This is a genomic window from Cobetia sp. LC6 (assembly GCF_030264805.1).
Taxonomy (GTDB): Bacteria; Pseudomonadota; Gammaproteobacteria; order Pseudomonadales; family Halomonadaceae; genus Cobetia.
Window position 1 is genome coordinate 108,183 of sequence record NZ_JASSPL010000004.1, and the last position, 22,013, is coordinate 130,195.

Annotated in this window: 17 protein-coding genes; 4 read left to right on the forward strand and 13 right to left on the reverse strand. The window is 62.0% G+C overall.

What is annotated here, in order from left to right:
• Positions 1-2 precede the first annotated feature (2 nt).
• Both QQF40_RS06945 and QQF40_RS06950 read left to right on the forward strand, forming a co-directional pair.
• Positions 3-2,210: an FUSC family protein gene (locus QQF40_RS06945; protein WP_285460805.1), complete on the forward strand. Its 2,208-nt coding sequence runs from the start codon at positions 3-5 to the stop codon at positions 2,208-2,210.
• 154 nt (positions 2,211-2,364) lie between these two features.
• A complete protein-coding gene (locus QQF40_RS06950) occupies positions 2,365-2,688 on the forward strand; it encodes a hypothetical protein (RefSeq protein ID WP_285460806.1) in 324 nt (107 codons plus the stop codon).
• A gap of 136 nt (positions 2,689-2,824) precedes the next feature.
• Here QQF40_RS06950 and QQF40_RS06955 read toward each other — a convergent pair whose 3' ends face one another.
• The 10 genes from QQF40_RS06955 to QQF40_RS07000 form a co-directional block, all read right to left on the reverse strand.
• On the reverse strand, positions 2,825-4,213 hold the full coding sequence (locus tag QQF40_RS06955) for a GntP family permease (protein ID WP_285460807.1): 1,389 nt from the start codon (positions 4,211-4,213) through the stop codon (positions 2,825-2,827).
• Between the two features lie 518 nt (positions 4,214-4,731).
• Entirely contained in the window at positions 4,732-6,720 is a 1,989-nt protein-coding gene (locus tag QQF40_RS06960) for a beta-galactosidase (protein ID WP_285460808.1), read from the reverse strand.
• Positions 6,721-6,790: 70 nt separating this feature from the next.
• A complete protein-coding gene (locus QQF40_RS06965; RefSeq protein WP_285460809.1) occupies positions 6,791-9,013 on the reverse strand; it encodes an alpha-galactosidase in 2,223 nt (740 codons plus the stop codon).
• A 44-nt stretch (positions 9,014-9,057) separates the two neighbouring features.
• Entirely contained in the window at positions 9,058-9,984 is a 927-nt protein-coding gene (locus QQF40_RS06970) for an SMP-30/gluconolactonase/LRE family protein (RefSeq protein ID WP_285460810.1), read from the reverse strand.
• Positions 9,985-10,056: 72 nt separating this feature from the next.
• Positions 10,057-10,671: a 2-dehydro-3-deoxy-6-phosphogalactonate aldolase gene (locus QQF40_RS06975; protein ID WP_153635796.1), complete on the reverse strand. Its 615-nt coding sequence runs from the start codon at positions 10,669-10,671 to the stop codon at positions 10,057-10,059.
• Between the two features lie 111 nt (positions 10,672-10,782).
• A complete protein-coding gene (locus tag QQF40_RS06980) occupies positions 10,783-11,820 on the reverse strand; it encodes a 2-dehydro-3-deoxygalactonokinase (protein ID WP_285460811.1) in 1,038 nt (345 codons plus the stop codon).
• The gene (locus QQF40_RS06985; RefSeq protein ID WP_285460812.1) at positions 11,817-12,614 is read right to left on the reverse strand and encodes an SDR family NAD(P)-dependent oxidoreductase; all 798 of its coding nucleotides are present in this window, start codon (positions 12,612-12,614) and stop codon (positions 11,817-11,819) included. The genes QQF40_RS06980 and QQF40_RS06985 overlap by 4 nt, the downstream gene beginning before the upstream one ends.
• 96 nt (positions 12,615-12,710) lie before the next feature.
• Positions 12,711-13,859: a galactonate dehydratase gene (gene dgoD, locus QQF40_RS06990; protein WP_285460813.1), complete on the reverse strand. Its 1,149-nt coding sequence runs from the start codon at positions 13,857-13,859 to the stop codon at positions 12,711-12,713.
• 96 nt (positions 13,860-13,955) lie between these two features.
• Positions 13,956-14,753, reverse strand: coding sequence for a FadR/GntR family transcriptional regulator (locus QQF40_RS06995; protein WP_285460814.1), 798 nt, complete (start codon positions 14,751-14,753; stop codon positions 13,956-13,958).
• A gap of 362 nt (positions 14,754-15,115) precedes the next feature.
• Positions 15,116-17,569, reverse strand: coding sequence for a cache domain-containing protein (locus QQF40_RS07000; RefSeq protein ID WP_285460815.1), 2,454 nt, complete (start codon positions 17,567-17,569; stop codon positions 15,116-15,118).
• A gap of 464 nt (positions 17,570-18,033) precedes the next feature.
• Between QQF40_RS07000 and QQF40_RS07005 the strand changes: the two genes are divergently transcribed.
• Entirely contained in the window at positions 18,034-18,324 is a 291-nt protein-coding gene (locus tag QQF40_RS07005) for a hypothetical protein (RefSeq protein WP_285460816.1), read from the forward strand.
• A 324-nt stretch (positions 18,325-18,648) separates the two neighbouring features.
• On the opposite strand, the gene QQF40_RS07010 is transcribed toward QQF40_RS07005, so the two are convergent.
• On the reverse strand, positions 18,649-19,008 hold the full coding sequence (locus QQF40_RS07010; RefSeq protein ID WP_285460817.1) for a hypothetical protein: 360 nt from the start codon (positions 19,006-19,008) through the stop codon (positions 18,649-18,651).
• 288 nt (positions 19,009-19,296) lie between these two features.
• Between QQF40_RS07010 and QQF40_RS07015 the strand changes: the two genes are divergently transcribed.
• Entirely contained in the window at positions 19,297-19,470 is a 174-nt protein-coding gene (locus QQF40_RS07015; RefSeq protein ID WP_082388754.1) for a DUF2970 domain-containing protein, read from the forward strand.
• Positions 19,471-19,657: 187 nt separating this feature from the next.
• On the opposite strand, the gene QQF40_RS07020 is transcribed toward QQF40_RS07015, so the two are convergent.
• Positions 19,658-20,188 carry a DUF934 domain-containing protein gene (locus tag QQF40_RS07020; RefSeq protein ID WP_285460818.1) on the reverse strand — a complete coding sequence of 177 codons (531 nt, stop codon included), beginning with the start codon at positions 20,186-20,188 and terminating at the stop codon, positions 19,658-19,660.
• A gap of 13 nt (positions 20,189-20,201) precedes the next feature.
• Positions 20,202-21,854: a nitrite/sulfite reductase gene (locus QQF40_RS07025; protein ID WP_285460819.1), complete on the reverse strand. Its 1,653-nt coding sequence runs from the start codon at positions 21,852-21,854 to the stop codon at positions 20,202-20,204.
• Between the last annotated feature and the right edge of the window lie 159 nt (positions 21,855-22,013).

Here is a 22,013-nt window from a genome sequence, read left to right on the forward strand (position 1 = left end):
CCATGTCTCCCGCTCTGGCCGCTTTCCTCAGGCCTTCGCCGTTTGCCCTGAAGTTCGCCACCAAGGGGGTTCTGGCAATGGCGCTGGCCCTCTACGCCGCCTTCTTCTTCGACCTCGATCGACCCTATTGGGCGCTGATCTCGGCGGCGTTTCTGCAGACACGGCCGATGTCGGGCATGGTGGTCGAGAAGGGCATCTGTCAGGTCACGGGTACCTTCGTCGGTACCTGTGTGGCCGTGGTGATCATGGGCTGCTTTGCCCAGGTGCCCGAGCTGGCGCTGGGCTCGGTCACACTGTGGATCGGGCTGTGTATTTATGGCGCCTCGCTGACGCACAACAATCTGTCCTATGGCTGTGTGATGGCGGCGGTGGCCTGCATGATCATCGTGGTGCTGACGTCCTCGGCGCCGGATGACTTCTTCTCGGTGGCGCTGGCCCGTCTCAGTGAGCTGAGTCTCGGCGCGCTGTGTGCTGTCGTCGTGAGTGCGCTGGTCTGGCCGATTCGTGTGCGTGATCATCTCGGCCAGCTGGCGGACACGGCGGTGAATGCCACCTTCCGCTATATGGCGCTGGCGTTCTCGATGCCGCCAGAGGGAGGCAGGGTCACAGGTCGGCAACAGGATCAGCATCAGGAACGCATGGCGATGCTCGAGCAGATGATGACCGGGCTGGATGCGCTCAACAATCTCCAGATCGATGCCCATTCAGCGCGCTATGAAGGCCCTCAGGGCAAGGGGCGCATTCGCGGTGTACACCTGCTGACGCGGCGTAGCATGCGTCTCTACGCGACCCTCAAGGCCCTCCACCAGCTACGTCATCCTGAGTTCTTTGTGCCTGCACGGAGCGAAGATGGCGAGGTGAGCGCACAGACCCCTGAGCTGAATCAGGCCCGGAGACAGGAAGCCGAACGCTTCAGCCAGCCGACGCAGGATCTGATGCAACGTCTGGGCGCGGCCTTTCAGAGCATGGCCGACAATCAGGGCACGGCCCAGGCACGCAAGACGCTCAAGGAGCTGCGCGGGGAATGTCTGCGCCTGTCACGCGGCCAGCGAAGCCTTACCGCGCTGGAAGCCAGATTGTTGTTCAGTCTTCGTGAGGTACTGGGGCATGCGCTGGTCATCCTGCAGGCACGTGAGGTCATCAACCATCCCGGCCGTCATCAGCTGCGGCAGCCGAGCATGAGTTGGCACCGCGATCACGGCCGCGCTGCTATCGATGCGCTGCGCGCGATGGCCATCTTCAGTGTCACGGCGATCTTCTGGCTTGCGACGGCGTGGGACAACGGTGCGGTAGCCATGCTGCTTGGCACGCTGTTCTCGGGCATCTTCGTCAGTCGCGGTGATCCAGCTCCGATCATTCCGATGGTGCTCAAGGGCTTGCTGCTGGCGGTGCCGAGCGTGTTGCTGTTCGGCAATGTCATGCTCAGTCACGCCCAGCATTTCGTGCCCTTCGTGATCATCTTCAGTATTCCGCTGTTCCTCGGCTTGATGGGCTCCGTGGTGCCTGCGCTGGCGGGAATCGCCTTGCCCTTCGTGGTGTTCAATATTCTGCTGGTGATGCCGGACAACGGCATGACCTTCGATGTCGCCTATACCCTCAATCGGAGCCTGGCGGCCGGGATCGGCCTGATTGTGACCATCATCGGTTTCCGCCTGATCCCCGTACCGGGCCCTGGCTGGGACAAGCGCCAACTGATTCGCGCCACGGCGAGTGATATTCGCGAGCTGGCGGAACGCTCCACCGAGCGCCTAGACAGCTGGTTCGGTGGGCGCATGGGAGACAGGCTGTTGCGTCTCGCCCGTCATGAACAGACTCGCAGTCGTGAACAGGAAGCGCACCGTAGTGGCGAGAGTGCAAGTGGTCAGCCTGATGCTGCACAGCAGCAAGTGATCGGCATGCCGCTACTAACGCTGGGGCTGACGGGGATGGATATCGGACGCGGCATAGGCTTCGTGCGGCGGGAATTGGGCAATGATGTGCCACGTCCGGTACTGCATGCCTTGCGCGAATTGATCCATGCGCTGGCGGATGACTATCAGTGTTGTGCCCGGGGAGAGAGTCCCACCAGGATGCGGGTGGCCGGCGACCGATTATGCGAAGTGATCGAGCAACATCGCACCATGAGTCGGCATAAGCAGGCGCTGCTGGCGGGCTGGCTGACACGAGTTCAGCTAACCTTGCAAAGTGATGCCCTGCGCCAACACAGCTGATACAACACAGCTGATATAGCGTTAATGAGAGTGACTTGCAGATTCCAACAAAATGTTCTTGTAAATCGGCCCGCAGCATATCTTCTGCGCTATGATAAGAAGGTCAGCTCAAGAATGAGCGAAATGTATTAGCGCCTTACTGTAGGAGAGAGCCATGGCTTTCATGAACGATATCAGCAACAGTGGGCGCAATGTTCCCGAACGTTTTCGGCGCGTGACCTTCACGACGCAATATCTGCATGAGTTGAATCTCTATGTATTGCCGGCAAGCGAGGTATTGTTGCGCATCTCCCAGGGGGGCGAGGACCTCATGCTGCTGCAGTTCGATGATGAGTTTCATGCCGAATTCATTGCCTCGCGCATCGTCGAGTGGGTCGCCGAGAATCCCGGCACCGACCGCGATGATCTGACGCTCTGGATCAAGACGCGGGCACGTCATGAGACGCTGGACCCGAAGCGGGTTCACCACGTCTACTGAGATGTCAGCACGTTGCTTGCCAGCATGATTGCTCAACAATAAGGCCACCCGAATGGGTGGCCTTATTGTCTTTGCTATGGCGTTACCTTGTTCCACTCATGGCCAGAAGCTGCCACCGTTCAGCAGCTGTTGTAGCTCAGAAACTGCCGACCAGGCTGCCCAGGGTGACGACGGAAATCAGGGCCAGCATCGGGAAGGCGACCGTCATCATGAACATCTGGCCATAGGACTGGCGGTGAGTCAGCTTGCAGATCGCCAGCAGGGTGATGACCGCGCCGGAGTGCGGCAAGGTATCCATGCTGCCCGCCGCCAGGGCCGCCACGCGATGCATCAGCTCCAGGTCGATGCCGGCATTGACGGCCATCTCGCGGTAGGTCTCGCCCAGAGTCGAAAGCGCAATGCTCATGCCGCCGGATGATGAGCCGGTGATGCCGGCCAGCACGTTGACTGCCACCGCTTCCGAGATCAGCGGGTTGGCCGGATACAGGCCGAGCACTGCCTCCTTGACCATCGCGAAGCCGGCCAGGCTCGCGATCACCGCGCCATATCCCACCTCTGAGGCGGTATTGAAGACCGGCAGCATGGCGCCAAAGCAGCCATTGTTGACGGTGGTCTTCAGGTCGGCCCACTGCTTCCAGCGTGAAATGACCAGCCAGGTGGAGGCGAAGGCTAGCGCGATCAGGATCGACCACATTCCGGTGGCACCCGCCGGGTCAAGCTCCGGGAAGGACTCGCTCAGGTAGGAGAAATCGATGCGCGGGAAGATGAGGTAGGTCAGCAGGGCATTCAGGCCGATGACCATCACCAGCGGAATCAGCGCCGTGATCATGCCCATCTGTGCGGTGGGCGCCATGGATTCCTCCAGCGCTTCGTCCTTGTGGACTCCGTAGCCTTCCCCCTGTGCCTGAGCCTTGCTGGCACGTCCCTTGAGCCACCAGGTGCCGAGCCCCAGCATGATCAGGCCCGCGATGATGCCCAGCCCCGGCGCCGCGAAGCTGTTGGTCTGGAAGTAGGGGATCGGGATGGCGTTCTGGATGGCCGGCGTGCCGGGAAGTGCCGTCATGGTGAAGGTGAAGGAGCCGAGGGCGATGGCCGCGGGCAGCAGCCGTTTGGGTGTGCCGGTACGCTGGAAGAGTTGAGCGCCAATCGGATAGACGGCGAAGGCGACCACGAACAGCGAGACGCCCCCGTAGGTGAGCAGTGCGCAGGCCAGCACCACTGTCAGGATCACATGGCGTGTGCCCAGGCGCTTGACCAGGCCCTCGGAGATGGCATGCGCAGCCCCGGAATCAGCCATCAGCTGTCCGAACAGGGCACCGAGGATGAACAACGGAAAGAACTTGGCCAGATAGCCGCCCAGCTGACTCATGAAAGTCACGGTGTAGCTGGGCAGCATGGCGGCTGCATCTCCTGACAGGACGACAGCGAGGGCAGCCATCAGAGGGGCAAGCAAGAGAACGGTGATACCGCGGTAGGCCAGGAACATCAGCAGCCCGAGCGATATCAGAATGGCAAGAATACTCATGGGGGTATCTCGTAGTTGGCGTTATCGTAGTCGTGAGTCGTCTGCCATTGACGACGGTTGTCCTGTTTACAGGTGCGTGGCCTGTTGTTTTTGCTATTTATTGGCTTATATACAGAGACATCCAGCACATTAGAGATTGTCTGACATGAGAACAATGCGCCTTAAGTGGCAGCGAAGTGCGGTCTGTGAGCGCTGTACCGACTGGATGCCACCTGTCTCGTCAAGCGAATAGAGAGTCGTCTTATATTCAAAATATACCGTTATCTTGCTTTGTTTTCAATCAACCAATCTTGAACTATCAGTCGTCCGGTGGGCGGGGATTGTGTCGGCTCGCCAGTGTAGTCACTCATGAAGTCTGGGCCAATGACATGGATGTCCAGAATAGGGCCCTGAAAAACGGCGCCCGAAGGCGCCGCGACAAGTGATCGAACAGTCTGCCGGTCGCGAGATCCGAGAGATGTCCTGCTTTCAAGCAAAGTCGATCTTCGCGTTGAATGAGGGGGCAGGAGCCGCCTCACTCAGGGGCGCTTTTCGTCACTGAACCAGATACAGACATCAGCGGGTGCCAGCACCCGGCTACCGGTGAGCAGCCCGCTGTCATTGACGAGGTCTTCCGGCAACCAGCGCGGCTCGGGGGCATAGTTGAAGGCGAAGCAGAGCGGCCCGCGCCGCCGCAGGCGCACGCCGTCGGGCAGGGCATGAGTGGTGATGCCGCAGACCTGACACTCCGCCTGTAGAATCGCCACCAGACTGTCTTCACTCAACCAGGCGGTCAGATAGCTGACACCTCGATGATGCAGGATGGCGGGTTCGCCATCCTCGAAGCGCGTTACCACCTGGGCACTGGTGCGCTGATGGTCGAGCAGGTCGCGCCAGCGCAGGGCATGGCCGTGTACACCATTGCTCAACGTGACGGCCGGCTCGGCACCTGGCCGCAGGCCGTCGACTCGATCGACCGTGACGCCCGTCAGCTCGCTGAGTGCGCCGGGTGCCAGCTGCGCGGGTATCTGAAACTCCGGCGTGCGCGAGCCGGAGCGGGCGCCGATCACCACGCGACTGCCTGAATCGCGCGCCGTGCTCAGACGCGCCGCCAGCGCCTCATCGGCAATTACCTGACAGGGCAGCACGATCAGTGAATAGCCAGAAAGCGCATCGTGCGGTGAGACGATATCGACATCAAGCCCGAGCCGCCGCAGCGCGCTGTACCAGCTCAGGTACAGCTCGAGCGGGTTGAAGTTCTCGGCGTGGGGCTGGATCTGACAGGCCCAGATGGAGGCGTAATCGAACATCAGTGCGACGGGCGCCTGCTGGGCAGTCGTCGTGTCATGTTCCGCGAGTGTCGCCAGTTCATCGCGCACCTGCAAGAGCTCCGGCCAGGCCGAGGCGGGCGAGCCATCCGGGCGCAGCAGGCCAGCGTGCATCTGCTCCTGGGCGAAGGGCGCCTGACGCCAGCGGAAGTAGGAGACGACTTCGGCGCCATGCGCGAAGGCTTCGTGGCTCCACAGTCGCACCATGCCGGGCAAGGGCGCGGCGTTGCTGATCGCCCAGTTGACCGGGCCCGGTTGCTGCTCCATCACCCACCAGCGGCCCTTGCACATGGCGCGGTAGAGGTCGTGATGGAAGCCGGCAAAGTCCGGATGACCTTGTTGGCGATAATGGGCCTTGGAGGCGTCGTCGTGGGCACCGCGCTCCAGAAAGCCCAGCGGATAGCTGTCCCAGCTGGCGATATCCAGATCCCGGGCGACATCGAAGTGATCGAATTCGGTGAACAGGCCCATGAAGTTGTGCACGATGTCGCCGCTGACACCCGCGGCGCGCAGGGTATCGACCTGCAGGCGGTTGTATTCGACCACCATGTCGGAGCAGAAGCGTCGATAATCGAGCACGATGGCCGGATGCGGCTCGGTCACAGTGCCGACGGGCGCCTCGACCTGGGAGAATTCGCTGACTTCCATGCTCCAGAACACCGTGCCCCAGGCCTCATTGAGGGCCTCGACCGTGCCATAGCGCGCCTCGAGCCATTGCGGGAAGCGGGCGCGGGCGGCTGCGGAGTAGCTGAGGATGGTGTCATGGCAGCCGTACTCGTTGTCGGTCTGCCAGGCGATGACCGCGGGATGGTGGGCGTAGCGCTCGCCCATCAGGCGCACGATGCGCTCGCTCAAGGTGCGGAACGTCGGCGAAGAGAAGCAGTAGTGACGACGAGAGCCATAGCCGCGTGTGTCGCCATTCTCATCGACTGCCAGAATTTCCGGATGAGCATCCACCAGCCACTTGGGCGGTGTCGCCGTGGGCGTGCCCATCACGATCTTGAGACCGGCCGCCGCCAGAATCTCGACGGCCTCATCCAGCCACTCGAAGCGCAGGTCACCCGCGCTGGGCTCCAGGCGACTCCAGGCGAATTCACCGATGCGCACGACACGAATGCCGGCTTCCATCATGTCGCGAGCATCCTGCGGCCAGCGATCACGTGGCCAGTGTTCCGGGTAATAACAGACACCGAGTTGCATGGGGTTCATCCTTGATGCTGAAAATGGGGAGCGAGCGCGGCGCACGCAATGACATCCTGCGTGGTACGCGTCATGCCGTAACCGCCTGAAGGTGAATCAGGATTGCCTGGTCGGGGTCCAGCACCGGCAGGGCGAGGCCTTCACGCATCAGGTACTCACTGGAGACTACTACCGGCTCGCCGGCCTGTTGTCGGCTGATCCAGGCGGGCAGCTGCTTCATGCGTCGCTCCGGGTGCTCCGGCAGTTCCAGCAGCTCGAGCCGGTAGGCCGTGTCGGCTTGCAGGCCGGCCAGCGGCTGGGCGGCGGGTACGGCGTGGCGTGGCATGGCCAGTTGGCTGATGCTGAACAGGGCCTGCTGCCCATCCTGACTGACCACGCCATGGGCATGTTGATCGTCGTCCAGGCAATCCAGACGCCAGCTGACACCGTTATGCAGCAGGCCACGCAGCGCCTTGTAGCGCGCTATCCAGCCGCCCAGCTCACGGCGCTCTGCCTGATCGAGCTGGCTGACATCCAGCTCCAGCCCCAGATGACCGAACAGCGCCGTGGAGGCACGGAAGGCGAGCGACGTGCGCCGCGAGGTGGTATGGGCATGTTGCGGCCCGATATGCGCGCCCAGAAGCTCCGGCGGCAGCACGCGACTGGCCCCGCGCTGGATATGTGTGCGCTCGTGGGGGTCGTTGCAGTCAGACGTCCAGACGCGATGGGTGTGTCGCAGAATGCCGTGATCGGTGCGCGCGCCACCCGAGGCGCAGCTCTCGATCTCGACGCCGGGATGCGCCTTTCGCAGGCGGGCCAGCAGCGAGTAGAGCGCGCTGACCTGGGCATGGGCGGCAGGCTTTCCGCGTCCTTTCTCCGACTGGCCGCCTGCGTGGGTCAGGTCGCGATTCATGTCCCATTTCAGATACTTGATCGGGTAGTCGCTGAGCAGCGCATCGAGGCGCGCAAACAGGTAGTCACAGACCTCGCGGCGAGTCAGATCCAGCACGCATTGATAACGTCCCAGCGGCTGCTCGCGCCCCTCCAGCCCGAGAATCCAGTCCGGGTGGGTGCGGAAGAGTTCACTATCCGGGTTGACCATCTCGGGCTCGACCCACAGGCCGAATTCCATACCGTGCGCATGCACGGACTCGATCAGCGGCCCCAGCCCCTGCGGGTACTTGCCGGTATCCAGATACCAGTCGCCAAGGGCGGCGCGCTCGCCATTCCGGCCGACGAACCAGCCATCATCGAGCACGAAACGCTCGGCACCCACCTCACCGGCAGCAACAACCAACTCCTCGAGACGTGCCGCGTCGTGATCGAAGTAGAGTGCTTCCCAGGTGTTGACGTGAACCGGACGCGGCTTGTCGGCCACCGGCCAGTCAAGGCGCGCGCGCAGGGTGCGATGCATGCGCTGGCTGGCGCCATTGATGCCCGTATCCGACCAGGCCATCACCACTTCCGGGGTGGTCACGCTGTCGCCGGCGGCCAGCATCTGCTCGCCAGGCAGCAGCAGGGCGCCCATCTGCAATTGGGTGCTGCCATCGAATTGACGCTCGATCAGGGCGCGATGGTTGCCGCTCCACGCCAGATGCGCGGTGATGACTTCGCCACGCTGCTCGCTGAAACCTGGCGTGCCGGTGATCAGCGTCGGCACGCGTTGATGCGAGCCGCGGCCGCGACGGTTCTCGAGCGTGAAGGTGCCTTCGCTGAGACGATGACGCGTCTCGGTGAATTCCTGCACCCAGCGGCCGCCGAAGCTCAGGCACTCCTCGAAGCGGACCGGCAGCGGCAGGCAGGCGGCCGCCAGCCATTCGAGCCGATAGGGCGCGGATGACTGATTGGTCAGGGTCGTCTGCTGACGCAATACGCCCTCGCGGGTGACGGTCAGCGCCAGCAATACTTCCAGCTCACTCAGGCTGTCGCGAAGCGTAAGGCGGGCGTGAGCGCCGGAGGCATCCGTCGAGCAGGCCACATCGCTCAGGCGCATCGCCGTCAGCCAGTCGCGGCCTTCGCGATCACCGATCAGCGCGGGATAGCCGGCAAAGCCGAGCCCGGCATCATTGAACAGGGTATTGGGCGGCAGCTGATCCAGGCTGGCCTGGGGCGTGGCAGCAGCGCTCATCAGGCGGTGCTGCTCCGGATTGATGGGCGCGATGCGCCCGAAATGGGCCAGCTTGAGCAGGCCATCGGCGAGATCCAGCTGCAGCTGGATGCCATCGGCACTCAGGCTCAACCACTGCTGATCGCTTGACCAGGTAGCGTCAGGCGCAGCCGGAGGTCGGGAGGATGGGGCGTCTGCAGTCATCATGAGAGGTCCAGAAATAAAGAAAGATCAGAGAGGGAATGGCGGTGTCAGCCCAGCACCAGCGGTGGCTCTGCCAGTCCCTTGAAGCCGTGTGCTGACAGATCCAGCGCGAAGAGGTCACCATCACCTGCCGCATGATCCGGCGCGGCCATGCCTTCATGCGCCGTGGTGACATACAGCGTGCTCAGCCCTTCGCCACCGAACAGCGGGCACGAAGGCTGACTGACCGGCAGCGCCACATGAGCGATTTCCTTGCCGTCGTGGTCCAGCCTTGCCACGCGGCCGGCCCCCCAGAGCGCGATCCACATATGGCCTTCGGCATCGATCACGGCGCCATCCGGGCCACCGCCGGCATCCCGCAGATCGGCCCAGACTTCGGGGGCGTTGTATTCACCTGCTGACTTGAGTGGCCAGCCATCGGCGTCCAGCTGCCAGCGCATCACCTGACCGGTGACGGTGTCGGTGAAATAGGCGAAGCGGCCATCCGGCGAGAAGCACAGCGCATTGGGAATGGTCAGCCCCTCGAGTACGCGTGTCAGCTCTCCGCGATGCAGTCGATAGAGGCTGCCAGCGCCGGACTCGGCGTTGCAGCCCATGCTCGACAGCCACAGACTGCCGTGGCGATCGACCCGCGCATCATTGCTGCGCGTGGCCGGCGCCGCGTCCGCCTCGAAGGGCATGAAATCCTCCACGGCGCCGGTCTCGGGATTGAAGTGCGAGAGCATTCCCTGGCCGACCAGCAGGTAATCGCCGTCTTGGGTAACGGCTGCGTAGGAGGTGCGGCGCGCCAGCTGAGTGATGACGTGATCACTGCCGTCCGCGGCCGCGTGATGCAGCTCACCGGCGAGGATGTTCAGCCAGCGCACCCGCGCAGGTAGGGTGCTTGTCGTGGGCGTCCAGCCCGGCCCTTCGCCCAGCTCGCAGCCACTGGCGACGACGCGCCTGGCAGTGCCAAGGCATGGGGATGACATCATCTGCTGCTCCTTTGCGATATGCGTGCTCTGTTCGTTGTCTCGTCACTCTTGCGGCGGCGTGACTTGTCGTTATCAGTCTGCCGCCAGCCATGCCGCGACCAGCGTGCGGGCACGTTCACCCACTTCGGCCGCGCTCAGACCGGGCGTGTAGATGGCCGTGCCGAGGCCGGCGCCGTGGACACCCGCCGCACGCCATTCGGCGAAGTTGTCACTGCCGATGCCGCCGACGGCATAAAGCTCGATGTCCTTGGGCAACACGGCCAGCATGGCCTTCATGTTGACGATGCCGACCTGAGTCGCCGGGAACAGCTTGAGGCCCGAGGCGCCGGCAGCGAGAGCCGCGAAGGCTTCCGTCGGCGTGACGATGCCGGGCAGCGAGACCATCTCCAGGCGGCGGCTTTCGCGGATGACGTCGACATCGGCATTGGGAGAGACGATCAGACGGCCGCCGGCGGAGTGCACATCGCGTACCTGCTGTGGGGTCAGCACGGTGCCGGCACCGATCAGGATCTTGCCGTCATGCGCGCGCTCGCAGTGCTCGACCAGCGCGGCGATGCTCTCCAGCGGTTGTGGGGAGTTGAGCGGGACTTCGATGCGGGTGATGCCGGCGGCGATGATCTCGTCGGCGATGGCGATGACGTCTTGCGGTGTCACACCGCGCAGTATGGCGACCAGAGGCAGGCTCATGGCAATCTCCAGAAATGGGTCTATTTGAAGAGGAGCTGTGTGAACAAGGGCTGTGTGAACAAGGGCTGTGTGAAGAGAGAAATGCTGGCTGGCAATGCCAGAAATGCTCAATCAATGGTTCACAGAGGCATGTTTTGATGACAAGCCACCGCCCGACGACGATGCCTGTGCGGATGATCGCCCACGCCGGATGCGTCCGAGCCCTGCCAGAATCATGTCGGCGTTGGCCGCGGTGGTGACCTGATAGCCCAGATGCTCCAGCGCGAACTGATAGCGCTGGCACAGCACGACGTCGCCGATCAGGGTGATGGTGGTGTGATCTGAAAGCTCCGCAGTGGCGCCCGCCAGCTCAAGCCCCAGCACCAGGCCTGACAGGCGTGCACCGAGCACCGCCTTGCGAGCGTCACTCTGAGGCAGAGATGTATCGAGCAGATCGCGGGCACGAATGCCGAACAGTTGCGCAGTGGTGCGCTCCGGGGCAGCAAGCGCTGTATCGATGCCCTCCAGATAGGCATCGCGCTGGGTGACGTCGGTGAGATCTCCAGCAGCGACGGAGTGCTTGAGCACCGAATCCTGACTGAGCAGCTTGTAGAGTTCGCCGCTCATGAAGGTGCTGAAGCCGGTAATGGCGCCATTGGCGAGATGCGCCCACTTGGCGTGGGTGCCGGGCAGGCACACAGCTCCGCTGTAGTCGGGCTGGTCGGCGACAAGGCCCGCCAGCTGGGTCTCCTCGCCACGCATGACATCGTAGGTCGGCTGCTGCTGACAGAGGCCCGGCACGATGGCGACGGCAAGGCGGCTGTCGCGCGTCGTGACATGGGTCAGCCGCTCACTGAGCGCAGCAAGCACATCACGGGAAGGCGTCTTCTTTGCGGGCAGCGGCAGGTAAGCCGCCTCCTGCCAGCCCTGACGCGCGCCGGCCATGCCACAGATCAGCACCGGCATGGGAGAGGTCTCATCGTCGGGCAGCCAATCATTGATCAGCACGCGCAGTACATCCTCGAACTCATCCGCCGCCAGTCCCAGCATGCCACGGGCACTGCTGGCCTGAGCGATGACCTCATCTTCGTCAGTGACGGCCCAGGCGCGCAGATTGCTGGAGCCCCAATCGACGGCGATCCAGGCCGGCGTGACGCTGAGGGCGCTCACACTCGGCCTCCGTCTACCACCATCGGCTGGCCGGTCATCATGCGCGAGGCGCTGGAGGCCAGGAACAGGCACGGATTGATCATGTACTCGACCGGAATGGCCTCTTTCAGACACTGCTGATCAATGCACTCTTTCAAGTCCTTGTCGTTGACCCACAGCTCGCGCTGACGCTCCGTCATCACCCAGCCCGGAATCAGGCAGTTGACGCGAATGGCGTCCGGCCCCAGCTCGCGCGCCAGCGCCTTGGTCATGCCCATGATGCCGGCCTTGGCGGTCACGTAGGTCGGGTAGCCGCCCAGTCCCAGCATGTAGCTGTTGGAGGACAGGTTGATGATGGCGCCGCCACCCAGCGCGCGCATGTCGGGGGCGACGGCCTGGGCAGTGAAGAATTGCGGGCGCAGGTTGGTCGCGATGGATTCATCCCACTGTTCCACCGTCCACTCATCCAGCGTATGACGGGTGTCACGCGCGGCGTTGTTGACCAGCACGTTGATCAGGCCGTGGGCCTCACGCGCCTGGGCGACGGCAGCCTGCAGTGCCTCGATGTCCTGGATGTTGCAGGGGATGAACAGCGGACGATTGGCGTAGCGAGCTTCCATGGCGTCACAGAATTCGTTGGCATCGGACAGGCCGACGAAGGCGACCTTGGCACCTTGGGCGAGGAAGCCTTCGGTCAGCGCGGCGCCGATGCCGGAGCCACCGCCGGTGATGAAGACGCTGGCGCCTTCGAGGTCCGGGTAGCGAAAGTCGGCGAAGGCGGGGCTTTCAGACGTGGATGATGCGGTACGAGTCATGTCGAATCCTTCCTTGAGCGTGACAGGCCTTCGGCGGAAGGCCTGTCCTGGCATGGCGTCTAGGTTGTCAGCGGGTGCGTTGCGGCTTGCTCGGCATTACCACTCGGCGACGGAGCCGTCTTCGTGGGCCCACACCGGATTGCGCCAGCGATGGCCGACCTTGGCACGCTCCTCGACGAAGGCTTCGTCGATCTCGACCCCCAGCCCCGGGCCTTGCGGAATGGTGCAGAAGCCGTCCTTGATCGCCAGCGCATCCTTGTCGACCAGGTAATCCAGTACGTCGTTGTCCTTGTTGTAGTGGATTCCCATGCTCTGTTCCTGGATGAAGGCGTTGTGACACACCGCGTCCAGTTGCAGCGAGGCCGCCAGCGTCAGCGGGCCGAGCGGGCAGTGCGGCGCCAGCGCCACATCGTAGGCCGAGGCCAGGGTGGCGATCTTCAGGCCTTCGCTGATACCGCCACAGTGGGAAAGGTCCGGCTGGATGATATCGACCATGCCGTCCGCCAGCAGATCGCGGAACTGGAAGCGGGTGTGCAGGCGCTCGCCGGTGGCGATGGGCGTCGCGATGCCTTCGGCGATGTGCTTGAGCGACGGCAGGTGCTCAGGCGCGACCGGCTCCTCGATGAACATCGGATGGAACTGCTCCAGCTCACGCAGCAACGCCTTGGCCATTGGGCGATGCACGCGACCATGGAAGTCGATGCCGATGCCGACATCTGGTCCGACCGCGTCACGAGCCTCGGCGACACGTGCCACCGCATCATCGATCTTCTTGTGCGAATCGACGATCTGCATCTCTGGCGTGCCGTTCATCTTGAAGGCGGTGAAACCCTGATCGACCAGCGCCTTGGCGCCTGCGCCGACATCTGACGGGCGATCGCCGCCGGTCCAGGCATACATGCGCATCTTGTCGCGCACCGGGCCGCCGAGCAGCTGGTGCACGGGCACTCCCAGATCACGGCCCTTCAGGTCCCACAGCGCCTGATCGATGCCAGCGATGGCAGACATCAGGATCGGGCCACCACGGTAGAAGCCCGCGCGGTACATCACGTTCCACAGGTGCTCGATATTGCGCGGGTCCTGACCGACCAGGTAATCGGACAGTTCGTGCACGGCGGCCTCGACGGTCGCGGCGCGGCCCTCGATGACCGGCTCGCCCCAGCCATAGCAGCCTTCATCGGTCTCGATCTTGAGGAACAGCCAGCGCGGCGGAACTTGCCAAGTCTTGAGTCGGGTGATTTTCACGGATGCATCCTTATGAGAATGGGCATTTGAACGAGGGTCAGCGCCAAGTGAAACGGGTCGTGGGACAAGCCGTCATCAGCTGACGCCTGATCAGCATCAGAAGCGGCGGTGCCCCAGCTGTGGGTGGTCCGGTGAGAAGCCAAGATCGCGCGCTGCGGTCTCCAGTACGCGCTCGGCACAGGTGCGTGCCATCTCGGGCTGACGCAGGCGAATGGCCTCCATCACCGCGCGGTGACGATCGAGGCTGGCGCGATGATGACTGTGATCATGCTGCTGCGCGGACTGCTGGGTACTGTGAATCAGTTGGCTGATGGAAGGGCGCAGCAAACTGCCAAGCTGTGTCCACACCAGATTGTGCGTGGCGTGGTAGATGGCTTCGTGGAAGGCGACATCGTGCTCGGCATGCGCCTCGCGCGAGCTGTCATTGGCGGTATTGACCATGCCTTCGAAGGCGCGTTCCAGGCGCGCGAGGTCCTGGGCGTTGGCCTTCATTGCGGCCAGCGCACTGACATAGGGCTCGACGGACAGGCGGAAGGCGTAGATCTCGCGCATCAGGTCCGGGTTGATACCGTCGAGACCGCTGACCCAATGGCTCATCAGCGGATCCAGCAGCTGCCATTCGCTCATCTCGCGCACGATGGTGCCACGCCCGGCGGTGCGTTCCAGCAGCCCGGCGCTCACCAGCTGAGCCAGGGCGTTGCGAACACGGTTGCGGCTGGCGTCGAAGCGCTGGCAGAGGTCCAGTTCACGCGGAAAGCTGTCACCGGGGCCGAAGCTGCCCGCGAGGATTTCCCGCGCCATGCAGGTGGCGATGGCCTCCATGCTGCGCGGGCTCGCGTCGTCCGCCGAGGCGCTGTCAGTGGCGAGTGAGGCTGCCGCCAGAGAGTCGGTCATTGAGATGCCTGTCGTGAGGGGATGGTCAGGTGAGTCACTGCATCGCACCGCCTTGGAGCGTGGCGCTGACGCATGAGGTTCCGAGCATCAGGATAAATGTCTGAACACACATTAATAAATGTCGGACATTTCAACAAGCCGCAAGCTCTTCAACTTTGGTCGCGCGAAAAATTCGCCCGACACAGCTAACAAGGGCGCAGCCAACAACGAGGCGGGTAACAAGGGGGGAGTAAAAAGGGTGCGTCCTCAACGACAGGGGCCAGACACGATGTCTGGCCCCTGTCACGGTTGGGAAGACGGCTCACATGCAAAGCGGGTCATCGGGAAGCGGGTCGCCAGGAAAGCCTGACGCCATGATCAGATCACGCCGATGGCGAGTAGCGAGCCAGGTGGCCATTGAGGGTCAATTGCCATTCCTTGAGTGTCTGGGCACATGAGAGATCGAGCAGCGTGATCTCGAGCGTCGCGGTGTCTTCCAGCGATGACAGCAGCGATGTCAGGGAATCGAGGGTGGGCGGCGAGGCAGTGCCATTGGCTGGTGCCTCGAACAGTGGCTCATTGCCTTCAGGGCGGCGAGTCACTTTCCGCGCAGGCGAGTTATCCCGACATTGGTGCCCTATCACGATGAAGTTGCCCTCACTGACGCGGAAGACACGCAACGGATAGAAGCAGGCATTCAGGTGCGGGCCAAGCTGGGCATCGAGTGGCGCAAGGTGTCTGTCGGCAGCGCCGCGGCGTGATCCTTTCAGGCTGCCCAGATGAAGATGGCACAGCGTGATGTGCTGCCCCATGGCGTCCTGACACTCCCGGGCCAGCGCTTCGAGAGCGGTATCCAGCAGTGCGCGGGTGAAGCAGCCACTGTGGCTGTCGCGCCACCGGTTCGGGTCACGCTCTACCTGCTGCGGGCAGAGTCGATGCAGGGTGGGCGCCGGCGCTATCGGTTGCTCCGTCAGCACTTCACGCGCCGCCTGCAGCAACTCTGGTGGCATAAGGCCTAGACGGTGTTCGATCTCGCTCAGTGCCTGGGCCTCACTGACACCGGTGTGTCGCACCAGTTCGATGACCTGCACGACCAGTGCCAGAGTGCTGGCAGCGAGCGACGTCGCTGCTATATCGGCCGAGGTCTGCTCTGCCTGTGGGATATCTGCACGAGGAGGCGCAGACGGAGACATGGCAGGAGGTGTTTCAGAGGGTTGCGAGATCGCGGCAGCGTTGCCGTTTGCATACGGTGTCAACCTGCTGCAGGCCCCCAGCATGAACTGCTGACTGGCACGCAACAGGTCCGCTTCCGCGGGTGCCATCAGGGCATCTTCCATCATGCGTGCCCCGACCTCGACATGGCGACGCAGCAAGTGATATTGATCGAAATGGAGTTCATCGCGCGGCCGCAGCAGGGAGTCGGGCAGCGCCAGCTTGCCGATATCATGCAGCATGGCAACGCGCTCCAACGTGGCGATTTCCTGGCGGTCCATCCCGAGTCGTGTCGCGATGGCGCCGACAAGATTGGCGGCCAGAAAGTCTTCTCCCGAGCGCTCGGGACAGCGTTCCTCGCGGATCATGCGCATCACCGACCCGAGCCTGTCTTCGCCGCGCTGCTCAAGCTCATGCTCCAGCTGATTCATGCGCTGGCGCATCTGCAGCTGTCGCTCGCGATACTGGCGCAGGAAGGCGTAGCCAAAGGCCAGGCAGAGCATCAAGGTCACCAGCAGGGTGATCAGAAAGTGCCAACGCTCCAGCGCGTGCTTCTTGTTCATCAAGTCTTCGTGCGCCTGGAAGGCGGCTTCACTGATGTCATCGAGATAGACTCCACTGGCGATGATCCACTGGAAGGGAGGATACAGGGCGGCGTAGGCGATCTTGTCGACCTGCTCGGCACCCGGGCGCTTGGGGAAGCGGTAATCGAAGTAGATGCCACTGCCGTTCAAGACACCCTCGAGCTCGGTGCGATACGGGAAGCGGCCACTGCTGTCCTGGTACTCGGTCGACAGCAACTTGCCTTCGGTGGCTGGAAGCAGAGGATGGATCAAGCGGCGTGCATAGTCCTCACCGCCGGTCGGGTCCAGGATCTCGTTGATCCAGACATAGCGGCTTTCCTCGCGCTCGATACTGGCGTGCAGAGACTGTCTCAGCTCATTGGCGACCAGAAAGGCCACCATCTTCGGGTCGATATGCACCAGCGCCCAGGGGGCAGGCTGCTGTCGACGATCAAGGCGCACGGCGCCGGGGCTGCCTTCCTCCTGACCCAGAGGCACGGCAAACACCAGCCCGGCATCCGTGCCGCGCAGGAATTGTGGCTTGCGCATGCCCGCATTGAGGCGCTGATTCAGCTCCTGGTTCCACCAGTCAGGGTGGAGCGTGGTGGGGAGCTGCACGATGTCGATCCAGTCGGGGTTGATGCGCAGGTCCGGGAACTGGCGCAACAGTTCGGTGCTGACGAAGGAGCGATCGCGTCCACTCAGATGGCTGATGCCCAGTGATGGGGAGCGCATGGTGGTGATGAGAAGACGTTGCAGACGATGCTCGTAATCGCGATGTCGCGAGGCGATCATGCCGAGCGTCTGCTCCACCATTAACCTGGCCTGTTGACGCCGCTCCTTGGCGACCAGCATCTGTGTCGCCTGGGCCTGCAGAATGTCCTGCTCGCGACTCTGCGATTCTTGAAATACCAGCAGGGCGCCAAGTGAGAGACAGGAGAGTGCGGTCAACCCCAGCCATAGGCGCAAGGGCTTGCCGAACGGACGCTGTTTGTCTAGGGAGCGAAGATCGGGCGGGCCGGTATCTGGCCCATGTCGAGAGAGATCACTATCCTTGATCATCGAGTCACGTCATCCATGAGTGATGCGGTGGCGCCGGGGAGGGTGATGATGTCACTGTTTCGAGCATAGCGGCTAGCGCAAGTCCCAGAAGATATCGTTTCAGACCTCTATGTCATCCAGCCAACGCTACGATGTTACCGCCCCAATGCCAAGTGAGGGCACTCAACACTCCGCGAAGCCCCAGTTCAGGGCACTTGCACGTTTTTCCTGTCGCGCGATGTCTTGCGAGCAGACGTTGAAAGGGGCATGATAAAGCTAGTTTTCTGTATGGCTTTCAAGAAGATATCTGTCATTTATCGATGGCTGTCCAGAAGAGGCTCGCTAACATCTTGATTTGAGGCGCGCCGGTCGAGTGTTGAAGGTGTCGTGCATAAGCTGCAAGTCAAATTGTCGCTCATCGTCTTGCAGTGAACTCATAGCGTTGTCTTCTTGTTGTCGACAAGATCAAAAGTGGAAAATCGTGCATGAACCGACATGATGAAAAGATCATTGCCAGTGCTCGCAAGCAGCGTGCTCTCTTTGATGAGCTCGAAAAGGCGTTGGCAGAAGAGCTGAATGCGTTGGATCGCTCTTCTCAGCCTGCCCCCGCCGCCGAGTCGAACCACGACGCTGACGAGGCGCGCGCCCAGAAGCGTGATGAGGAGTTCGTGGCGCGACTCGAAAGCCTGATCGCGGAATTCGATCTCGATCGCGAGGCCGCCCAGACATGGCTGCGAGAGCTTGAGGCATTCAATGGGAAAGCGGATTCAGAGTAAGCCCTCGTCTTGCCTGACTTGTCCTGCGCTACGCTCTGAGCAAGCCAAGAGCTATCACCTGAGTCATGCAGTGGCTCGCGCCTCGCAATGGCTTTATCAGGCCTGCAAGCGAGAAACGCACAACGCCCAGCCTTCAAGAAGTGCTGGGCGTTGTGCGTTTCTCGCTTGGCTCACCTGGAACCGATGGATTATCTACCCCGATAGATCTTCTGACGTCTTCTTATTGGCTTGGTGGCTTGCTGACCTGGCGACGACACCGCTAGCCTGTTGTCGACAAGGGCCTTTGGGCAACGCTCCCACCGGCCCCAGGCCCAGAGCTGCGCCCTAGATCTCTTCCCAGATGGCTTCCTTCAATTCGTCTGTCAGGCCTTGCAGGCGTTGCAGGCGCTTGACGGTATGTTCCTGTACATCACTGACGATCTCCGTCAGGCACTCCTTCGACTCGTGAGGGTCAACGAACCCGGTGGATAGCAGGCACTGGCCAATTTCCATGCTCTTGGTCTGCCACATGCGAATAAACTCGATCTCCTGCTCATATGCCTTGAGGCTCAGGCTCCACCATACCTGCTGACAACGCATCAAGGGGGCAAGGGGATGCACGAGGTCATCGGGTCGATTCATCCAGGGCAGTGGGGTGCTGAACATGGCAGCGAAAGGCTGCATCGGTTGATTGGCGATTGGCATTCCGGACTCCTGTCTCATGGTATCTGATAGCTGATGAGTGCAGACCTTGGGGAAAATACCGGCGGGGCGGCTGGTGTTTGGCGTTATTGTGACCAATAGTGATAGTGACTGGTGTCTAGTGGCACAGGCTTCGCAACCTGAGTTGAGTTGAGCATAGCTCCCTCTGCTGGAATGCGCGCGAGCATCCTGTGCTGTCTCCAGTCAACTCTACCCCGGCCCCCCCCCTGTCTTCAGACAACCCTGTGCCCTGATGATGAATTGCGTGAGGTCACCGACCAGGAGGCGATCATGATCAATGAAGTCAAATCCGTACTGGCAGCATTCTTTGGTGTCCAGAAGGAGGCCAATCGCAAGCGTGATTTCGAGCACGGCCATGCGCTGGACTTTCTGGTGGTGGGATTGGTGATGGCCGCACTGCTGGTGGGAGGGATGGCACTGCTTTCCACGGTCGTCGCCGGCTGAAGAGCCGCTCAGGCGACTGAGACGAAACGTCAGGCAAGACACTGCAGAGACTAACCATCCGGCACGAAAAAAAACCCGCCCGGGAGACCATCCTGGACGGGGCTTTTGCTTGGTTCACTTAGCTGCGATTGCCTTCTATCCCGTGTCTATCCGAAGGCAGAAGCAGTGAGTGATCAAGAGCGGGCGATCAACGACGCGCGAACAGCGGCGTCTTCTGGTCGACACCGCTCTGGTAGCTGACGCTGAACGAGCTCAGCGCATGCAAGGCATCTTCCACGTACTGATCGTCACGCAGGGCGAAAGCACTGATGCCACAACGGCTCATGTAGTGGAGTTGATCCACCAGCACGTCACCGATGGCGCGAATCTCACCTTGGTAGCCGAAGCGCTCACGCATCAGGCGGGCAATGGTGTAACCGCGGCCATCATTGAAGTTCGGGAAGTCGACCCCCAGCAGTGGTGCGTCCGCCAGTGCCTTGCCCAGCTCGGGCGTGAGCTCGGTGTCACTGGCAAGCCAGGGCGCCAGATGATCAGAACCTTCACCGGCGGCGACCAGCGCCTGCCATTCTGCCAGCGGTAGCAGGGCAGGTTGCTGATAGCTCGGTAGATTGCCGTCTTCATCCAGACGCACGACCTGCCAGGCATCTTCGCTCACCAGCTGATTCTGACGGATGACGCCACCCTGGCGCTGATCGGTCAATTCACGTGCTGATGTCATTTGTGCAGTCACCTCAGGCATAGACCCGCTCCTTGAACGGCTTCATGCCGATGCGGTGGTAGGTATCGACGAAGACTTCATCTTCCAGACGCTGCTCGACGTAGACCTGCAGCACCTTGTCGATGACGTTCGGCATGTCTTCGGCATTGAAGGAGGGGCCGAGAATCTTGCCGAGCGTGGCGTTGTCATCGCTGCGTCCGCCCAGCGAGACCTGGTAGAACTCCTGGCCTTTCTTGTCGACACCTAGGATGCCGATGTTGCCGACGTGGTGATGACCACAGGCGTTCATGCAGCCCGAGATGTTCAGGTCCAGCGGGCCGAGGTCGTACAGGAAGTCGAGGTCTTCGAAGCGGTCCTGCAGTGCCTGAGCGATGGGAATCGACTTGGCATTGGCCAGCGAGCAGAAATCGCCACCCGGGCAGCAGATCATGTCCGCCAGCGTGCCGACGGTCGGGTTGGCCATGCCGAGTTCTTCCAGCGCCTTCCAGAGTGTCTCGAGCTCATCGACAGGCACGTCTGACAGCACCAGGTTCTGCTCGTGTGTCACACGCAGTTCACCGAAGCCATATTGCTCCGCGAGGTCAGCCACAGCGTCCATCTGGTCAGCAGTGACGTCACCCGGGGCCAGTTCACGGCGCTTGAGCGACAGGGTGACGGCCTTGTAGCCCGGCACCTTGTGGCCGACGACGTTGTTGGTCACGAAACGCGCGAAGGCGCGGTTCTCGCGGCGCAGGGTTTCATAGGCCTCGATGGCCTCGGCGCTGACTTCACGACGCTCAGGCTCGGGGAAGTAGCTGGTCGCCTTGGTGACGGCGGAGTCGGTGAGGGTTTCCGGGCCATCCTTGAGGTGGGCCCATTCTTCCTCGACGCGACGACGGAATTCCTCGATTCCCAGTGCCTTGACCAGGATCTTGATGCGCGCCTTGTACTTGTTGTCGCGACGGCCCCACTGGTTGTAGACACGCACGATGGCGTCCAGATAGGTAAGCAGGTGCTGCCAGTCGAGGTCTTCGCGCACGATGTCGCCGACCATCGGCGTACGGCCGAGACCGCCACCCGCCAGGATGGTGGCCTTGACGCTGCCATCGTCGGCGCGGTTGAGACGAATGCCGATATCGTGGACCTGGATGGCAGCACGGTCGGCGCTGGCACCAGTGACGGCAATCTTGAACTTGCGCGGCAGATAGGCGAATTCCGGGTGAAGCGTGGACCACTGACGGATCAGCTCACACCAGGGACGCGGATCGACTGTCTCGTCTTCCGCGATACCGGCGAACTGGTCAGTCGTGGTATTGCGGATGCAGTTGCCGCTGGTCTGGATCGCATGCATTTCGACCTGAGCCAGTTCGGCGAGAATCGCCGGGACATCTTCCAGCTTCGGCCAGTTCAGCTGCAGATTCTGGCGGGTGGTGAAGTGTCCATAGGAACGGTCATAACGACGGCTGATGGCCGCCATGGTGCGCAGCTGGACAGCGCTCAACATGCCGTAGGGAATGGCGATACGCAGCATCGGGGCATGACGCTGGATGTAGAGGCCGTTCTGCAGGCGCAGAGGGCGGAATTCTTCATCTCCCAGACGGCCCGCCAGATAGCGATCCATCTGGTCCTTGAACTGAGCTACCCGCTCGTCGACCAGTGTCTGGTCGTAGGTGTCATAGCGATACATGTCAGGGGTGTCCTGCGGTCGGGCATCAGGTGATCGTCCACTGATGCGAATCTTGTTGATGCTGAAGCCACCATACCCTCTATTCTTTATTCTTTAAAAGAATAAATCCTCATAGTTTTCGATGATGACGTTATTAAGAAGGGCGCGTTGAGTTTGCCT